Source organism: Burkholderia sp. IO2 (assembly GCF_029522185.1).
Taxonomy (GTDB): Bacteria; Pseudomonadota; Gammaproteobacteria; order Burkholderiales; family Burkholderiaceae; genus Burkholderia; species Burkholderia cenocepacia.
This window is the reverse complement of the sequence record NZ_JAKWFH010000032.1, coordinates 71,840-87,554: the sequence shown is the minus strand read 5'-3', so window position 1 is coordinate 87,554 and position 15,715 is coordinate 71,840. Positions and strand designations below refer to the sequence as shown.

Genomic DNA, 15,715 nt, shown 5'->3' with positions numbered 1-15,715 from the left:
GCGCGCGCCGCCGCGGCGCTCGCCAGCGCCCGGTCCGCCGAGGCGGCATGAACGCCCCCGCCCGCCCCGCCGTCGCGGCCCGGCCGCGCTACGCGCTGGCCGCCGCCGCATGTCTCGTCGCGTTGATCGCCCTGTCGCTCGCGTGGGAGCTGTGGCTCGCGCCGCTGCGCCCCGGCGGCTCCGCGCTGATGCTCAAGGCCGTGCCGCTCGCACTCGCGCTGCCAGGCGTCTGGCGGCGTAACATCTATACGATGCAGTGGGCGAGCATGCTGGTCCTCGTCTATCTTGCCGAAGGCATCGTGCGCGGCATGTCCGATCGCGGGCTGTCCGCGACGCTCGGCTGGTGCGAGACCGCGCTCGCCGTCGGCTTCTTCGTGGCGGCGCTGGCTTACGTCGCGCCGTTCAAGCGCGCGGCGAAAAAACCGCGCGCCACGTCCTGACCCTTACGCGACAAGGTGATGATGTCCTCCGAAGCTTTCGTTTCCGCGTGCCGCGACGCGATCGGCGCCGACCACGTGCTGACCGATCCGCACGATACCGAACCGTTCCTGACCGACTGGCGCCGCCGCTACAAGGGCGCCGCATGCGCGGTGCTGAAGCCCGCGAACACGGCGGAAGTCGCCGCGCTCGTGAAGCTCGCCAACGCACACGGCGTCGCGCTCGTGCCGCAGGGCGGCAACACGGGCCTCGCGGGCGGCGCGACGCCCGATGCGAGCGGCAGCCAGGCCGTGCTGAGCGTCGCGCGCCTGAACCGCGTGCGTGCGCTCGATCCGCACAACAACACGATCACCGTCGAAGCCGGCGTGATCCTCGCCGACGTGCAGGCGCGCGCCCGCGAAGGCGGCCGGCTGTTCGCGCTGAGCCTCGCGGCGGAAGGCAGTTGCACGATCGGCGGCAACCTGTCGACCAACGCGGGCGGCACCGCGGTGCTGCGCTACGGCAACGCGCGCGAGCTGTGCCTCGGCCTCGAGGTCGTGACGCCGCAGGGCGAGATCTGGGACGGGCTGCGCGGACTGCGCAAGGACAACACCGGCTACGACCTGCGCGACCTGTTCATCGGCGCCGAAGGTACGCTCGGGATCATCACGGCAGCCGTGATGAAGCTGCATCCGCTGCCGGCCGCGCAGGTCACGGCGCTGGCCGCGCTCGAGTCGCCGCACGCGGCGCTCGATTTCCTCGCGCTCGCGCAGCGCGCGGCCGGGCCTTTGTTGACCGGCTTCGAGCTGATGTCGGATTTCTGCATGCAGCTGGTCGGCAAGCATTATCCGCAACTGCGCTACCCGTTCGCGCAGACGCACGCGCAAACGGTGCTGCTGGAGCTGTCCGACAACGAAAGCGAAGCGCATGCGCGCGCACTCTTCGAGAAACTGATGGAAGAAGCGTTCGAGGCCGGGCTCGTGGTCGACGCGGTGGTCGCGGAGAATCTCGCGCAGTCGCGTGCGTTCTGGGACCTGCGCGAGCACATCCCGCTCGCGCAGGCCGACGAAGGGCTCAACATCAAGCACGACATCGCGGTGCCGATCTCGTCGATCGCACGCTTCATCGACGAGACCGACGCGGCGATCCAGCAAGCCGCGCCGGGCGCGCGCATGGTCACGTTCGGCCACCTCGGCGACGGCAACCTGCACTACAACGTGCAGATGCCCGAAGGCGGCGATGCGAAGGCGTTCCTCGCCGCGTTCCAGGCGCCGATCAACCGGATCGTCTACGACAACGTGCACCGCCACCACGGCACGATCAGCGCGGAGCACGGCATCGGCCAGTTGAAGATCGACGACGCGCAACGCTACAAGTCGCCGGTCGAAACGACGCTGATGCGCACGCTGAAGACCGCGCTCGACCCGCGCGGCCTGATGAATCCCGGCAAGGTCCTGCGCTGAAGCCGCCCACTCCGGAGCCAAGCCCGTGAAAATCCGCGTCCTGTCCGACCTGCACCTCGAAAGCAACCTGCCCGACGCGATCCCGCACGCCGATGCGGATCTCGTCGTGCTGGCCGGCGACATCCACAACCACGCGGAAGGCCTGCGCTGGGCCGCCGAGACGTTCGACCCGGCGGTGCCGGTGATCTACGTGCCGGGCAACCACGAGTACTACGACGGGGAATTCGGCGCGCTGGAGACGGCGATGCGCGACGCGGCGCATACGCTCGACAACGTGCATTACCTGAACAACGGCGTCTACGTCGATCCCGCCCAGCGCTTTCGCGTGCTGGGCACGACGCTCTGGAGCGATTTTTCGCTGTTCGGCCGGGACGAAGCCGACATGGCCGCCGCGATCGACGCCGCGCTGCGCGTGATGCTCGATTTCAAGGGATTGATCCAGGTGACCTGGCCGCACGATGCGGCGCTGCATGCGGCAGCGGGCGAGCCGGAACGGGATTTCGCGCCGGCCGACGCGATCGCGCTGCACCGGCACGGCCGTGCATGGCTGGAAACGCAGCTGGCGGCGCCGTTCGCGGGCAAGACGATCGTCGTCACCCATCATGCACCGCACCGGCGCTCGCTGGCGGAACGCTATGCGGACGATCTGGCTTCGGCGGGATTCGTGACGGACATGGCGGAACTGGTACGGCCGCCGGTGGATCTGTGGCTGCACGGCCACACGCATACGTCATTCGACTACGTTGCGGACGGCGGCACGCGCGTCGTGTGCAATCCGCGCGGCTACATTCATCGCCGCACCGGCGAACGGGAAAACCCCGCGTTCGCGTGGGACAAGGTCGTCGAGCTCGGCTGAGCGCCGGCTCGGGCGGTCGCGTTGCGCGGCCGTGCCCGTCCGAAACGTGACGGCGAGATCAGCGGCCGGGGCGGCGCGGCTCGCGCACGCGGACCGGCACCGGCTTCATCTGCGCCTTCGCCTTCATCGCACGCAGCAGGTCGCGGGTCGCCGCCGCGGCGGCAGCCGCGCCCAGCAGGACGCCAAGGCCGATCATCAGGTGCGTATCCATCGCTACTCCGGTGTGGTGTATCTCGTTAATTCCAACAGTATCAAACTGTCTGACACACGTTCGTAAAAAAATGTTGCGTGAAGGACAAATCTCGTCAGATTGCGGTCGACCGCGCTGTCATGTCGCACGCGTGTACTGCTCGAGCGCCGCTTCGTCCGCTTCGAGCGTGAGCGGCAGCTCTTCGCGCAGGAAATCGACCCAGGTGCGGATTTTCGCGTCGAGGTACTGGCGCGACGGATACAGCGCGTAGATGTTCATCACGTGCGACCGGTACTCGGGCATCACGCGCACGATGTGCCCGCTACGCAGCCAGCCGATCGCCGAATAGAGCGGCAGCCCGCCGACGCCCATCCCCTCCCGCACGGCCACCGCGAGCGCCTCGGCGACGTTCACGCGAAACGGCGGCGCCGTGATCGGCACGACCTCGTCGCCGTTCGGCCCCGCCAGCGCCCATTCGTCGAAGTGAAAGCCCGGCGCGACCATCCCCAGGCACACGTGCTGTGCGAGATCGGCCGGCCGCTGCGGCACGCCGTGCGACTCGACGTAGCCCGGCGATGCGCAGACGACGCTGTAGCTCTCGCCGAGCCGCTGCGACACGAGCCCCGAATCGGGCAGGTCGCGGCCGACGACGATCGCGACGTCGTACCCCTCGTCGAGCAGGTCGGGCATCCGCTGCGCGAGCGTCAGCTCGACGTGCACGTCCGGATAGCGCTCGCGGTAGCGCGCGATGGCCGGCACCAGATAGTGCTGGCCGAGGCTCGTGAAGCAATGGACCTTCAGCTTGCCGGACGGGCGCGCGTGCGCGTCGCCCGCCTCGGCTTCGGCCTGGTCGACGTAAGCGAGGATCTGTTCGCAGCGCTGCAGATAACGCTCGCCGGCCTCGGTCAGCGCGATCCGGCGCGTCGTGCGGTTCAGGAGACGCGTGCGCAGGTGGGCCTCGAGATCCGAGACCGCGCGCGACGCGTAGGCGGTGGTCGAATTCATCTGCTGGGCGGCCGCGGTAAAGCTGCCCGCGTCGACCACGCGGACGAATACCCGCATGTTTTGTAACGTATCCATCCCATTACCCGTGTGAATCCGGAGGGATTGTTGCACAGGGTCCAACAAATATTATCTCAGGATTCGTAAAAATGACTTGCACCGTTGTCCATTTATTCAGGAATCACTGAAAAATATAATCGCCTCCGACTCATCTATATCCGAAAGGGAGAAAATCGTGCAGTCTCCGGCGACAAAAGGGACGCTCGCACTGGCGGTTCTTGCAGTCTCATTAATAATGGCCGGTTGCGCGAGCATGGGCGACAACAAACCCCAGTCCACTCGCATCGAAGCGAACGCGCTCGACGCCGGCGCGGCCATCCGCGCCGCCGACCGCGACGCGGGCTGGCCCGCCGCCGACTGGTGGCGCGCGTACCGCGATCCGCAGCTCGATGCGTGGATTGCCGCCGCCCAGGCCGGCAACCCGACCCTCGCGGCCGCCGAGGCCCGCGTGCGCGAAGCGCAGGCAATGGCGCGCGTCGCCCGTTCGGCCGAACTGCCGCAGATCAACGGCAACCTGTCGCTGATGCGCCAGCACTGGCCGGACAACGTGTACTACGGCCCGGGCCCGCTCGCGAACGCCGACACCTGGAACAATACCGGCTCGCTCGGCCTGTCGTACCACCTCGATCTGTGGGGCAAGGACAAGAACGCGACCGAGCGGGCGCTCGACACCGCGCATGCGACCGCCGCCGACGCACGGGCGGCGAAGCTCGAACTCGAAGTCAACGTCGTGCGCGCGTATGTCGGCATGTCGATGAACTACGCGCTGCTGGATCTCGCGCACGAGACGTTCGAACGCCAGCGCTCGCTCGCGGATCTCGCGCGCAAGCGGCTGCAGGCCGGCCTCGGCACGCAGCTCGACGTGAGCCAGGCGGAATCGACGCTGCCCGACTACGAGCGCCAGATCGACAGCTATGAAGAAGCGATCCAGCTCGCGCGCCATCAGCTCGCCGCACTGGCCGGCAAGGGCCCGGGCGCCGGCGACGCGATCAAGCGGCCGCAGCTTGCGCTCGACGCGCCGGCCGGCCTGCCGTCGGCGATGCCGGCCGACCTGCTCGGCCGCCGCCCCGACGTCGTCGCGGCGCGCTGGACGGTCGACGCGCAGGCACGCGGCATCGACGTCGCGAAGGCGTCGTTCTATCCGAACATCGACCTGCTCGCGACGGTCGGCGGCTTTGGCGTGACCGCGCCGTTCACCGACTTCCTGCGCGCGATGAACGGCGGCTGGACGGCCGGCCCCGCGCTGTCGCTGCCCATCTTCGAAGGCGGCCGGCTGCGTGCGCAGTTGGGCGCCGCGAATGCCGGCTACGACCAGGCGGTCGAGCGCTACAACCAGACGATCGTCGGCGCGCTCAAGGACATCGCCGACCAGGTCGTGCGGATCCGCTCGCTCGATACGCAGAAGAAGGACGCCGCGCGCTCGGTGGCGGCCAACAATCGCAGCTATCAACTGTCGCGCGAAGGCTTCCGCCGCGGGCTGACCGATTACGTGAACGTGCTGGTCGCGCAACAGCAACTGCTGCGCGCGCAGGAGACGGCCGCCCGCATCGATGCGGAACGCCTCGCCGCGCATGCACAGTTGATGGCGGCGCTCGGGGGTGGGGTCGAGACGGGCAGCGACGTGCCGAAGGACGAAGCCGCCGCCGCGGTTGCCGTGCAGGGCACGAAGTCCGCGGCAGCGGTCGCCCGGCCCGCGGAAGTCGCCACCACCGGCGCGTCCGGCGTGCCGACCGCACGGTAACGCGGAGCGTCGCCATGTCTGCCTCCTCCCCCGCTTCCACGCCCGCCGGCGGTCCGTTCGCGGCCTGGTATGCCGCGTTCGGCGACTGGGCCCGCACCGACGGCGCCGCGTGGCTCTACCTGTTCAAGGCGCTGCTCGCCGCGTTCATCGCGACCGGCGTGTCGATGCGGCTCGACCTGCCCGCGCCGAAAACGGCGATGACGACCGTGTTCATCGTGATGCAGCCGCAAAGCGGCGCGGTGCTCGCAAAAAGCTTCTACCGCGTCGCCGGCACGATCTTCGGGCTGATCGCGACGCTCACGTTCGTCGGGCTGTTCCCGCAGCAGCCGCAGCTGTTCCTGCTGGCGGTCGCGCTGTGGGTCGCCCTGTGCACGGCCGGCGCCGCGCGCAACCGCAACTTCCGCAGCTACGGCTTCCTGCTGGCCGGCTACACGACCGCGCTGATCGGGCTGCCCGCGTCGCAGCACCCGGACGGCGCGTTCATGAGCGCGATGACGCGCGTGGCCGAAATCATGGTCGGGATCGTGTCGGCCGGCGTGGTCAGCGCGCTCGTGTTTCCGCAGACCACCGGCGAGCAGATGCGCACGACGGTGCGCAAGCGCTTCGGCAGCTTCGTCGACTACGTCGCGGCGGCGCTGTCGGGCCAGCTCGACCGCGCGCATATCGAAACCATCCATACGCGTTTCGTCGCCGACGTGGTCGGGTTCGAGGCCGCGCGCAGCATGGCCGTGTTCGAGGATCCGGACACGCGGATGCGCAGCGGCCGCCTTGCGCGGCTGAACAGCGAGTTCATGAGCGCGTCGAGCCGGTTTCATGCGCTGCACCAGTTGATGAACCGGCTGCATGCGGCCGGCGCGCAGGCCGCGATCGACGCGATCGAACCGTACTTTCGCGAGATCGCGCCGCTGCTGCTGACCCCTGCCGGCGAACCGGTGCGCACGTCGGCCGACGCGGGCCATGCGGCCGCGCAACTGCTCGCGTGGCGCGACGCGCTGCCGCGCCGCATCCGCGCGACCCGCGCCGCGCTCGAAACGCAGCCGGACTTTCCGCTGCTCGACTTCGATACCGCCGCCGAACTGCTGTACCGCTTCATCACCGACCTGCACGAGTACGCGGCCACCTACGCGTCGCTGTCGAGCGCGACGCACGAACGCGAACGCTGGATCGAGCGCTACGAGCCGCGCACCAACGCGACGGCGATGGTGATCGCGGCGATCCGCACGGCAACCGTGATCCTCGTGCTCGGCTGGTTCTGGATCGAGACCGCGTGGCCGAGCGGCGTGACGCTCACGCTGACCGCGGCGGCCACCTGCGCGCTCGCGTCGTCGACGCCGCGCCCGACCGCGATGTCCGCGCAGATGGGCATGGGCACGGCGCTCGCCGTCTGCACCGGCTTCCTGCTGACGTTCGGGATCTATCCGCACATCGACGGCTTTCCGCTGCTGTGCGTCGCGCTCGCGCCGCTGCTCGCGATCGGCATCTTCATGACGCTGAAGCCGAAGCTCGCCGGCTACGGGATGGGCTACCTGATCTTCTTCAGCTTCCTCGCCGGCCCGGACAACATCACGCACTACGATCCGACCGGCTTCATGAACGATTCGCTCGCGCTCGTGCTGTCGATGCTGGCGTCGGCGATCGCGTTCGCGGTGCTGTTCCCGCCGACCGCGCCGTGGCTCAAGAAGCGGCTGTTCGCGGACCTGCGCCACCAGGCCGTCGCGGCCGGCCACGCGCGGCTCGCGGGCCTGCGCACGCGCTTCGAAAGCGGCGCGCGCGACCTGATGTACCAGGCGCACACGCTGTCGGCCGACCAGCCCGACGTGCAGCGCGACGCGCTGCGCTGGATGTTCGCGGTGCTCGAAACCGGCAACGCGACGATCGACCTGCGTCACGAGCTCGCGACGCTGCCGTCCGACCCGCGCTATGCGCCCGCGATGCCGTGGCGGCGCGCGATCGAGACGATGCGCAGCGCACTGTCGGCGCTGTTCACCCGGCCGAGCGCCGCGCGTTTCGACGCGACGCTCGCCGCGACCAATGCGGCGATCGACGCGACCCGGCAAACGCTGGATGCGTTCGAGCCGTCGCGCGAAGAGCGCCACCGGCTGCAGCGCATCCTGAGCCACCTGCATTTCGTGCGGACCGCGCTGCTCGACCCGGAATCCCCGCTCGAGCCGCTCAACCGCAACCGCCCCGTGCGTCCCCAACCAGGAGCCTCGTCATGATGCCGCGTGAAATCGCCATTCTCGATGCCTACATGCCCACGGTGGTGCTGATGTTCGTCCTCGGCGCGATCGCGACCTGGGCTGTCGACCGCCTGCTCGCCTATACGGGCCTCTACCGTCTCGTCTGGCACCCGTCGCTGTTCCGGGCCTGCCTTCTCGTCTGCATTTGCGGCGGACTGAGTCTTGCCGTTTACCGTTGATTCCGAACCATCATGATTCTCAGAAAACTCTTCGGCTTCGTCGCGACCGCCGTCATCCTTCTCGTCGCGATCCTGATCGGGCGCTCGCTGTGGGTGCACTACATGGACGATCCGTGGACGCGCGACGGGCGCGTGCGCGCCGAGATCGTCAACGTCGCGCCGGACGTGTCGGGCGCGATCGTCGAGCTGCCCGTGCATGACAACCAGCTCGTGAAGAAGGGCGACCTGATCATGCAGATCGATCCGTCGCATTACCAGATCGCGGTCGAGCAGGCGCAGGCGGCGGTGGCCGCCCGTCGCGCGGAACTGCAGATGCGCCGCGACGACGCGGCCCGCCGCGCGGACCTCGATGCGCTCGTCGTGTCGAAGGAAAACCGCGAGAATGCGGCGCACAGCGCGTCGAGCGCCGACGCGCAGTATCAGCAGGCCATCGCCGCGCTCGACGCCGCGAAGCTGAACCTCGCACGCACGCGCGTCGTCGCGCCGGTCGACGGCTACATCACGAACCTGCAGACCTTCAAGGGCAACTACGCGGTGGCCGGCCAGGCGAAGCTCGCGATCGTCGACAGCCACTCGTTCTGGGTCTACGGCTACTTCGAGGAAACCAAGCTGCCGCGCGTGAAGATCGGCGCACCGGCCGAAATGCGGCTGATGAGCGGCGGCGTGATGAAGGGCCACGTCGAGAGCATCTCGCGCGGCATCTACGATCGCGACAACCCGCAAAGCCGCGACCTCGTCGCGGACGTGAACCCGACCTTCAACTGGGTGCGCCTCGCGCAGCGCGTGCCGGTGCGCATCAAGATCGACGAAGTGCCGGCCGACGTGGTGCTGTCGGCGGGCACGACCTGCACGGTCATCATCGACCCCGACAAGCAGAAGAAGTCGTAAGCGCCGGCGCGCGCCGCGCGCTCAGGCGGCGATGCGGAAGCGCCCGACCAGCGCCTTCAATGCCTGCGCCTGCTCGTCGAGCGCGTTCGCGGCGGCCGCCGCCTGTTCGACGAGCGCCGCGTTCTGCTGGGTGCCGGCATCCATCTGCGTGACCGCGCGGCCGATCTCGTCGATCCCCGCGCTCTGCTCGTCCGACGCCGCCGAAATCTCGCCGATGATGTCGGTCACGCGCTTCACCGCGCGTACCACGTCGCCCATCGTACGGCCCGCGTCGTGCGCGAGCGCCGCGCCGTTCGCCACGCGCTCGACCGACGCGCCGATCAGTTCCCGAATCTCCTTGGCCGCGGTCGCCGAGCGCTGCGCGAGCAATCGCACCTCGCCGGCGACCACCGAGAAGCCGCGCCCCTGCTCGCCGGCGCGCGCGGCCTCGACCGCCGCGTTCAACGCGAGAATGTTGGTCTGGAACGCGATCCCCTCGATCGTGCCGATGATGTCGCGAATGTTCTTCGCGCTGTCGTCGATCTCGCTCATCGTCGCGACCACGCGCCCGACGACTTCCCCGCCCGTCTCCGCGACCGCCGACGCATTGGCCGCGAGCGTGCTCGCCTGCCGCGCGTTCTCGGCGTTCTGCCGCACGGTCGACGTGAGCTGCTCCATGCTGGCCGCGGTGCGTTCGAGCGCGACGGCCTGCTGCTCGGTGCGCCGCGACAGGTCGAGGTTGCCGGTCGAGATCTCGCCGGACGCGGCCGCGATGGCCTCGGCGCTCACCGCGATCTCGCCCACGGTTGCCGCGAGCCCCGTCTGCATCTCGGCCAGCGCGCGCACCATGCTGTCGCGGTCGTGGCGACCGAGCGTGATCGGCCGCGTCAGGTCGCCGCGCGCGATGTCCGCGGCAATCTCCTTCGCGAGCGCGGGCTCGCCGCCGAGCTGCGACGCGAGGCGTCGCACGACGCGCTCGGCGATCGCGACGGCCAGCACGATCAACGCGGCCGTCATCGCCGCGATCATCGCGAACGACGACGAAAAAATGGTCGCGGACGCATCGAGCGTCGCCTTCGACTTCTCGCCGCGCGTCTTCACGAGTTCGGCGACGAGTTTTTCGAGCTTGCCGGTTTCGACCAGCAGCGACACGTCCTGCGTGCCGACCTGCCAGTTCATCTGCGACAGGTCGAGCGGCTGCGCGCGCACCAGCGTGACGAAATCGCGCAGATGCGTGCTCCACGTGCCGACCGCCGTCGAGAAGGCGTGCAGCCGCGCCGAATCGCCGGCATCGGCCGGATCGGCATAGCGCTGCAGCGTGCCGAGCGCCTGGCCGATCGACGCAAGCCCCGCGCTCACGTCGGCGCCGAGTTCGTCGCGCTCCTTCGCGGTGGTCGCGGTCAGCAGCATCTTCTGCGCGCGGCTCGCCCGCAGCACTTCGGCGCGGACTTCCTCGGCCGCCCGGCTCGCGACGTGCCCCTGCTCGTAGACCGACGCGATCGACGCGTTCAGCCGGCTGATCTGCCACAGCGAAAACACGCCGATCGCGAGCGTGCCGGCCAGCAGGATCGCGAATGCGGCGCGCAACGTCGCCTTGACGGTCCACGGCCGACGCGTGCGACGCGCCGCGCGCGCACGCCGAGCGGCGCGACCGGCGGCAACGTCGGGTGCGGCGGCGGCCGCACCCGGCTGTGGATGCAAAGATGCTGCTTTCATCGATCTATCCCCGTATTGATCACGCTGCCGGAAAGGTCGGTCCGGCGTTCCCGCGACGGCTGGCCATGCCGCGCGTCCTGCGCCCTGTCCGGCGGGTAGCCGGCGTCGGACGCGGCGCGCCTGTTGTCATTGGGTCGTTCTACGGCCGCCACCGCCGTTTCTTGAGTCCGGTAAACCACCACCCGGCCCCAGCGCGGCCGCCGCCGAAGCGGCCGACGCGCCGCCAGCGTTATACCTGTCCAAAAAAGCCCGCACCGGCCGATCCGTCACACGAATGTCCGATTCGCGATAAAACTTGGCCTGACATTCTCGATACGCCACATTACACTTCTTTGACGCATCAACGAATCGACAACGCGCCGATCCCCAGCAGAGCGCGCCAGCCACCTCAACTCGTTCAGCTCACATGGAAACCAGCCTCGACTCCGGCTCCGCCGGCGCAGCCGCCGCCCAGCCGTCCGCCCCGCCCGTCGCCCGCACCGTCTACCCGGTGCTCGGCGCGATCAGCTTTTCGCACATGCTCAACGACATGATCCAGTCGTTGATCCTCGCGATCTACCCGATGCTCAAGAGCCAGTTCGCGCTGTCGTTCGCGCAGATCGGCCTGATCACGCTCACCTACCAGATCACCGCGTCGCTGCTGCAGCCGCTGGTCGGCCTCTATACCGACAAGCGTCCGAAGCCGTATTCGCTGCCGGTCGGCATGGGCTTCACGCTCGCCGGGCTGCTGCTGATGTCGGTGGCGTCCAATTTCCCGATGCTGCTGGTGGCCGCCGCGCTCGTCGGCTGCGGCTCGTCGGTGTTCCATCCCGAATCGTCGCGGGTCGCGCGGATGGCGTCGGGCGGCCAGCACGGGCTCGCGCAGTCGGTGTTCCAGGTCGGCGGCAATGCCGGCTCCGCGCTCGGGCCGCTGCTCGCCGCGCTCGTGATCATTCCGCACGGCCAGCACAGCATCGCGTGGTTCTCGGCGGCCGCGCTCGTCGCGATGATCGTGCTCACGCAGATCGGCCACTGGTACAAGAAGCATCCGTCGATGAAGAAGAAGGCCGTGGCGGCCGGCCACCCGACGCTGTCGCGCGGCCGCGTGATGGGCGCGATCGGCGTGCTGGTGCTGCTCGTGTTCTCGAAATACTTCTACCTCGCGAGCATCAACAGCTATTTCACGTTCTACCTGATCGACAAGTTCCACCTGTCGGTGCAGGCCGCGCAGATCCACCTGTTCGTGTTCCTCGCGGCGGTGGCGGCCGGCACGCTGATCGGCGGACCCGTCGGCGACCGGATCGGCCGCAAGTACGTGATCTGGGTGTCGATCCTCGGCGTCGCGCCGTTCACGATGCTGCTGCCGTACGCGAACCTGTTCTGGACGAGCGTGCTGACCGTGATCATCGGCGTCGTGCTGGCGTCGGCGTTCGCCGCGATCCTCGTCTACGCGACGGAGCTGATGCCCGGCAAGGTGGGGATGGTCGCGGGCCTGTTCTTCGGCTTCGCGTTCGGCCTGGGCGGCGTCGGCGCGGCGGTGCTCGGCCAGCTCGCCGACGCGACCAGCATCCCGTTCGTCTACAAGGTGTGCTCGTTCCTGCCGCTGATCGGCGTGCTGACGGTGTTCCTGCCGAACCTCGAGAGCAGCGGGCGCAAGAAGGCGTGACGAACGACCAGCCGCGGCGTGCGCGCCGCGGCTGGTCGAACGGTACGAACGGAAAATTCGACGGCGGCTTCAGGCCGCCGTCGTCGCATGCAGCGTCAGGAAACGCTTGAGGATGCCGGACGAATAGCTGCTCGCGATCGCCGACAGGAAGTGCGAGAACGACTGCGTCGCGTGATCGTCGGCCGTATCGGAGATCGTGCGCACGAGCGCGAACGGCACGTCGTGTTCCGCGCACACCTGCGCGATCGCCGCGCCTTCCATTTCGACCGCGAGCGCGTCCGGCAACGCGTCGCGCAGCGCGACGACCTCCTGCTCGCTCGACACGAAGCGGTCGCCGCTGATGACGAGCCCCGCGTGCAGCGCCGCGCCGGCGAGCCCGAAGCGCTCGGCGAACTGCGCGCCCTCCTCCTCGACGAACAGCGCGCACGCGGCCGCCAAGCGGGCCGTCAGCGCCGCGTCGGTCGCGAAACGCGTGATGCCGAGCAGCGGCACCTCGTAACGCGGAAAGAGCGGCGACGCATCGAGATCGTGCTGCAGCAGCGTATCGGCCACGACGACGTCGCCGACCCGCACCGTGCGCGACACACCGCCCGCGACGCCGGTGAACACCACGCCCGACACGCCGAACACATGGATCAGCGCGCTGACCGTCGCGGCGGCCGCGACCTTGCCGACCCGCGCGAGCGTGACGACGCAGGCCGCGCCGTGCACGGTGCCGACGTGATAATCGCGGCGGCCGAGCGTGACCGTCTTCATCGCGCCGTCGGCGCGCATCGCGGCGATCAGGTCGCCGAGCTCCTCGGGCAGCGCGGCCAGGATGCCGAGCGGACGCGCGGCGGGCGTCACGATCATGTCGACGTCCATCATTCCACCGCCTGCAGTTTCGCGACCGCGAGCGCGAGCCATTTCTCGCCGTGGCGCTTGAACTTCACCTGCGCCTTCGCATCGGTGCCGTTGCCTTCGAGCGCGGTGACCGTGCCTTCGCCGAACTTGGTATGGAACACCTGCTGGCCGACCCGGAAGCCGGTGTCGGCCGCGCGCTGCTTGTCCGCGAACGCGGGCAGCGGCGCGGACACGGCCGCGTCGACGATCTGCTCGCGACTGCCGCCGCCCGGCCGCGCGAACCAGTCGCGCCCGTACCCGGCGTTGTCCGAACGTCCGCCCCAGCGCGAGCCGGCCTCGACCTTCGGCGTGAGCCACTTCAACACGTGCTCGGGCAACTCGTCGAAGAAGCGCGAGCGCACGTTGTAGCGGGTCTGGCCGTGCAGCATCCGGCTTTGCGCGAACGACAGGTAGAGCCGCTCCTTCGCGCGCGTGATCGCGACGTACATCAGCCGGCGCTCTTCCTCGAGGCCGTCCGATTCGAGCACGCTGTTCTCGTGCGGGAACAACCCTTCCTCGAGCCCCGTGATGAACACGGCCGAGAACTCGAGCCCCTTCGCCGCGTGCACCGTCATCAGTTGCACGGCGTCCTGGCCGGCCTGCGCCTGGTTGTCGCCGGCCTCCAGCGACGCATGCGACAGGAAGCCGGCGAGCGGCGTCATCGTGTCGGGGTTCTGTGCAGGGTCGGCGGGCGAGGCGGGATCGAGCACGTCGACCGACGGATCGTCCGTCGCGGTGCCGAGTTCGGGCGCCGCGATCGCCCCCGCGCGCAGCGGGATCGAGCGGGCCGGCGTGTCGAGCCCGTAACCTTCCTCGGCGATGAACGCGGTGGCCGCGTTCACGAGTTCCTGCAAGTTCTCGAGGCGATCCTGCCCTTCGCGCTCGCCCTGGTAGAAATCGGCGAGACCGCTCGCGCGTACGATGTGCTCGACGGTGTCGGGCAGGTTCATGTGCTGCGTGTCGGCGCGCATCTTCGCGATCAGGTTCGCGAACCCGCCGAGGCTCGTGCCGGCCTTGCCGGTCACGTACGGAATCGCCGCGGCCATCGAGCAGCCGTACAGGCGCGCGGCGTCGGCCAGTTGCTCGATCGAGCGCGCACCGATGCCGCGCGTCGGGAAATTCACGACGCGCGCGAATGCCGTGTCGTCGTTCGGATTGTCGATCAGGCGCAGGTACGCGAGCGCGTGCTTCACTTCCTGCCGCTCGAAAAAGCGCAGGCCGCCGTACACGCGGTACGGAATGCCCGACGACATCAGCGTGTGCTCGATCGAGCGCGACTGCGCGTTGCTGCGGTACAGGACGGCCACTTCGCTGCGCGCCATCCCGGTATTGATCAGCGAGCGGATCTCCTCGACGATCCAGCCGGCTTCCTGCGAATCCGTGCTGGCTTCGTACACGCGCACCGGTTCGCCGTGGCCGGCGTCGGTGCGCAGGTTCTTGCCGAGGCGGTGCGCGTTGTTCGAGATCAGCTGGTTCGCCGCGTCGAGGATGTTGCCGTGCGACCGGTAGTTCTGCTCGAGCTTGATCAGGTTGCGCACGCGGAATTCGTCTTCGAAGTCGCGCATGTTGCCGACGTTCGCGCCGCGGAACGCGTAGATCGACTGGTCGTCGTCGCCAACCGCGAAGATCGCGTTCTCGCCGCCCGCGAGCATCTTGAGCCACGCGTACTGCAGCTTGTTGGTGTCCTGGAACTCGTCGACGAGGATGTGCCGGAAGCGCGCCTGGTAGTGCGCGCGCAGCGGCGCGTTGTACGCGAGCAGTTCGTAGCAACGCAGCAGCAGCTCGGGGAAATCGACGACGCCTTCGCGCTGGCACTGCTGGTCGTACGCCTGGTACAGCTCGACGAACTTGCGGTTGAAGTTGTCGGTCGCGTCGACCTTGTCCGGGCGCAGCCCCTGCTCCTTCGCGTTGTTGATGAAGTACTGGACGTTCTTCGGCGGATACTTTTCGTCGTCGACGTTCGCCGCCTTCATCAGCCGCTTGATCGCGGACAGCTGGTCGGCCGTGTCGAGGATCTGGAAGGTCTGCGGCAGGCCGGCGTCGCGCCAGTGCGTACGCAGCATCCGGTTGCACAGGCCGTGGAACGTACCGATCCACATCCCGCGCGTGTCGATCGGCATCATCGCCGACAGGCGCGCCATCATCTCGCGCGCGGCCTTGTTCGTGAAGGTGACGGCGAGCACGGTGGGCGGCGACGCATAGCCCTGCTGGATCAGCCAAGCGATGCGCGTGATCAGCACGCGGGTCTTGCCGCTGCCCGCCCCTGCGAGGATCAGCGCCGGTTCGTTCGGCAACGTGACGGCGGCGAGTTGTTCGGGGTTCAGATTGGCGAGCAGATCGGGCATGGAGCGGCAGCTGGCGGGCGAGAAAAATGCGGACCCGACATTATAAGTCGGCCGCGCGATGCCGTTTCCGATCCGTCCGGTCGCAGGTCGCATGCGCGTTGCAGGCCGGTTG

At 68.7% G+C, this 15,715-nt stretch carries 13 protein-coding genes; 8 read left to right on the top strand and 5 right to left on the bottom strand.

Going from position 1 to position 15,715, the window contains the following annotated elements; genetic code table 11:
- Window positions 1-47: 47 nt before the first annotated feature.
- Genes MMB92_RS21125 through MMB92_RS21115 form a run of 3 tightly spaced genes read left to right on the top strand, consistent with a single transcriptional unit; the run spans window position 48 to window position 2,736 of the window.
- Window positions 48-440: a DUF2069 domain-containing protein gene (locus tag MMB92_RS21125; protein WP_006497741.1), complete on the top strand. Its 393-nt coding sequence runs from the start codon at window positions 48-50 to the stop codon at window positions 438-440.
- A gap of 18 nt (window positions 441-458) precedes the next feature.
- Window positions 459-1,880: an FAD-binding oxidoreductase gene (locus MMB92_RS21120; RefSeq protein WP_034200667.1), complete on the top strand. Its 1,422-nt coding sequence runs from the start codon at window positions 459-461 to the stop codon at window positions 1,878-1,880.
- A 25-nt stretch (window positions 1,881-1,905) separates the two neighbouring features.
- The gene (locus tag MMB92_RS21115) at window positions 1,906-2,736 is read left to right on the top strand and encodes a metallophosphoesterase (protein WP_006485635.1); all 831 of its coding nucleotides are present in this window, start codon (window positions 1,906-1,908) and stop codon (window positions 2,734-2,736) included.
- Window positions 2,737-2,794: 58 nt separating this feature from the next.
- Here the strand turns inward: MMB92_RS21115 and MMB92_RS21110 are convergent, their stop codons facing one another.
- Together MMB92_RS21110 and MMB92_RS21105 are read right to left on the bottom strand one after the other, a co-directional pair.
- The gene (locus tag MMB92_RS21110; RefSeq protein ID WP_006476208.1) at window positions 2,795-2,947 is read right to left on the bottom strand and encodes a hypothetical protein; all 153 of its coding nucleotides are present in this window, start codon (window positions 2,945-2,947) and stop codon (window positions 2,795-2,797) included.
- 117 nt (window positions 2,948-3,064) lie between these two features.
- Complete coding sequence (locus MMB92_RS21105; RefSeq protein ID WP_006485634.1) at window positions 3,065-4,006, bottom strand: LysR family transcriptional regulator; 942 nt, start codon at window positions 4,004-4,006, stop codon at window positions 3,065-3,067.
- Window positions 4,007-4,163: 157 nt separating this feature from the next.
- On the opposite strand from MMB92_RS21105, the gene MMB92_RS21100 reads away from it, so the two are divergent.
- The 4 genes from MMB92_RS21100 to MMB92_RS21085 are packed head-to-tail and all read left to right on the top strand — an operon-like array spanning window position 4,164 to window position 9,036.
- Entirely contained in the window at window positions 4,164-5,729 is a 1,566-nt protein-coding gene (locus MMB92_RS21100) for an efflux transporter outer membrane subunit (RefSeq protein WP_080323677.1), read from the top strand.
- Window positions 5,730-5,743: 14 nt separating this feature from the next.
- Window positions 5,744-7,948 carry an FUSC family protein gene (locus tag MMB92_RS21095; RefSeq protein WP_060263244.1) on the top strand — a complete coding sequence of 735 codons (2,205 nt, stop codon included), beginning with the start codon at window positions 5,744-5,746 and terminating at the stop codon, window positions 7,946-7,948.
- The gene (locus tag MMB92_RS21090) at window positions 7,945-8,148 is read left to right on the top strand and encodes a DUF1656 domain-containing protein (protein WP_006476212.1); all 204 of its coding nucleotides are present in this window, start codon (window positions 7,945-7,947) and stop codon (window positions 8,146-8,148) included. Before MMB92_RS21095 ends, MMB92_RS21090 begins: the two co-directional genes overlap by 4 nt.
- A gap of 12 nt (window positions 8,149-8,160) precedes the next feature.
- The gene (locus MMB92_RS21085) at window positions 8,161-9,036 is read left to right on the top strand and encodes an HlyD family secretion protein (protein WP_006490438.1); all 876 of its coding nucleotides are present in this window, start codon (window positions 8,161-8,163) and stop codon (window positions 9,034-9,036) included.
- 21 nt (window positions 9,037-9,057) lie between these two features.
- On the opposite strand, the gene MMB92_RS21080 is transcribed toward MMB92_RS21085, so the two are convergent.
- On the bottom strand, window positions 9,058-10,731 hold the full coding sequence (locus tag MMB92_RS21080) for a methyl-accepting chemotaxis protein (RefSeq protein WP_006497747.1): 1,674 nt from the start codon (window positions 10,729-10,731) through the stop codon (window positions 9,058-9,060).
- 406 nt (window positions 10,732-11,137) lie between these two features.
- Here MMB92_RS21080 and MMB92_RS21075 point away from each other — a divergent pair, with 406 nt between their 5' ends.
- On the top strand, window positions 11,138-12,376 hold the full coding sequence (locus MMB92_RS21075; protein ID WP_006491594.1) for an MFS transporter: 1,239 nt from the start codon (window positions 11,138-11,140) through the stop codon (window positions 12,374-12,376).
- 69 nt (window positions 12,377-12,445) lie between these two features.
- Here the strand turns inward: MMB92_RS21075 and MMB92_RS21070 are convergent, their stop codons facing one another.
- Together MMB92_RS21070 and MMB92_RS21065 are read right to left on the bottom strand one after the other, a co-directional pair.
- Window positions 12,446-13,243 (bottom strand): 5'-methylthioadenosine/adenosylhomocysteine nucleosidase, encoded by a 798-nt coding sequence (locus tag MMB92_RS21070; protein ID WP_196446004.1) that lies wholly within the window; start codon window positions 13,241-13,243, stop codon window positions 12,446-12,448.
- Entirely contained in the window at window positions 13,240-15,603 is a 2,364-nt protein-coding gene (locus MMB92_RS21065; protein WP_058901383.1) for a UvrD-helicase domain-containing protein, read from the bottom strand. Before MMB92_RS21065 ends, MMB92_RS21070 begins: the two co-directional genes overlap by 4 nt.
- Window positions 15,604-15,715: the final 112 nt, after the last annotated feature.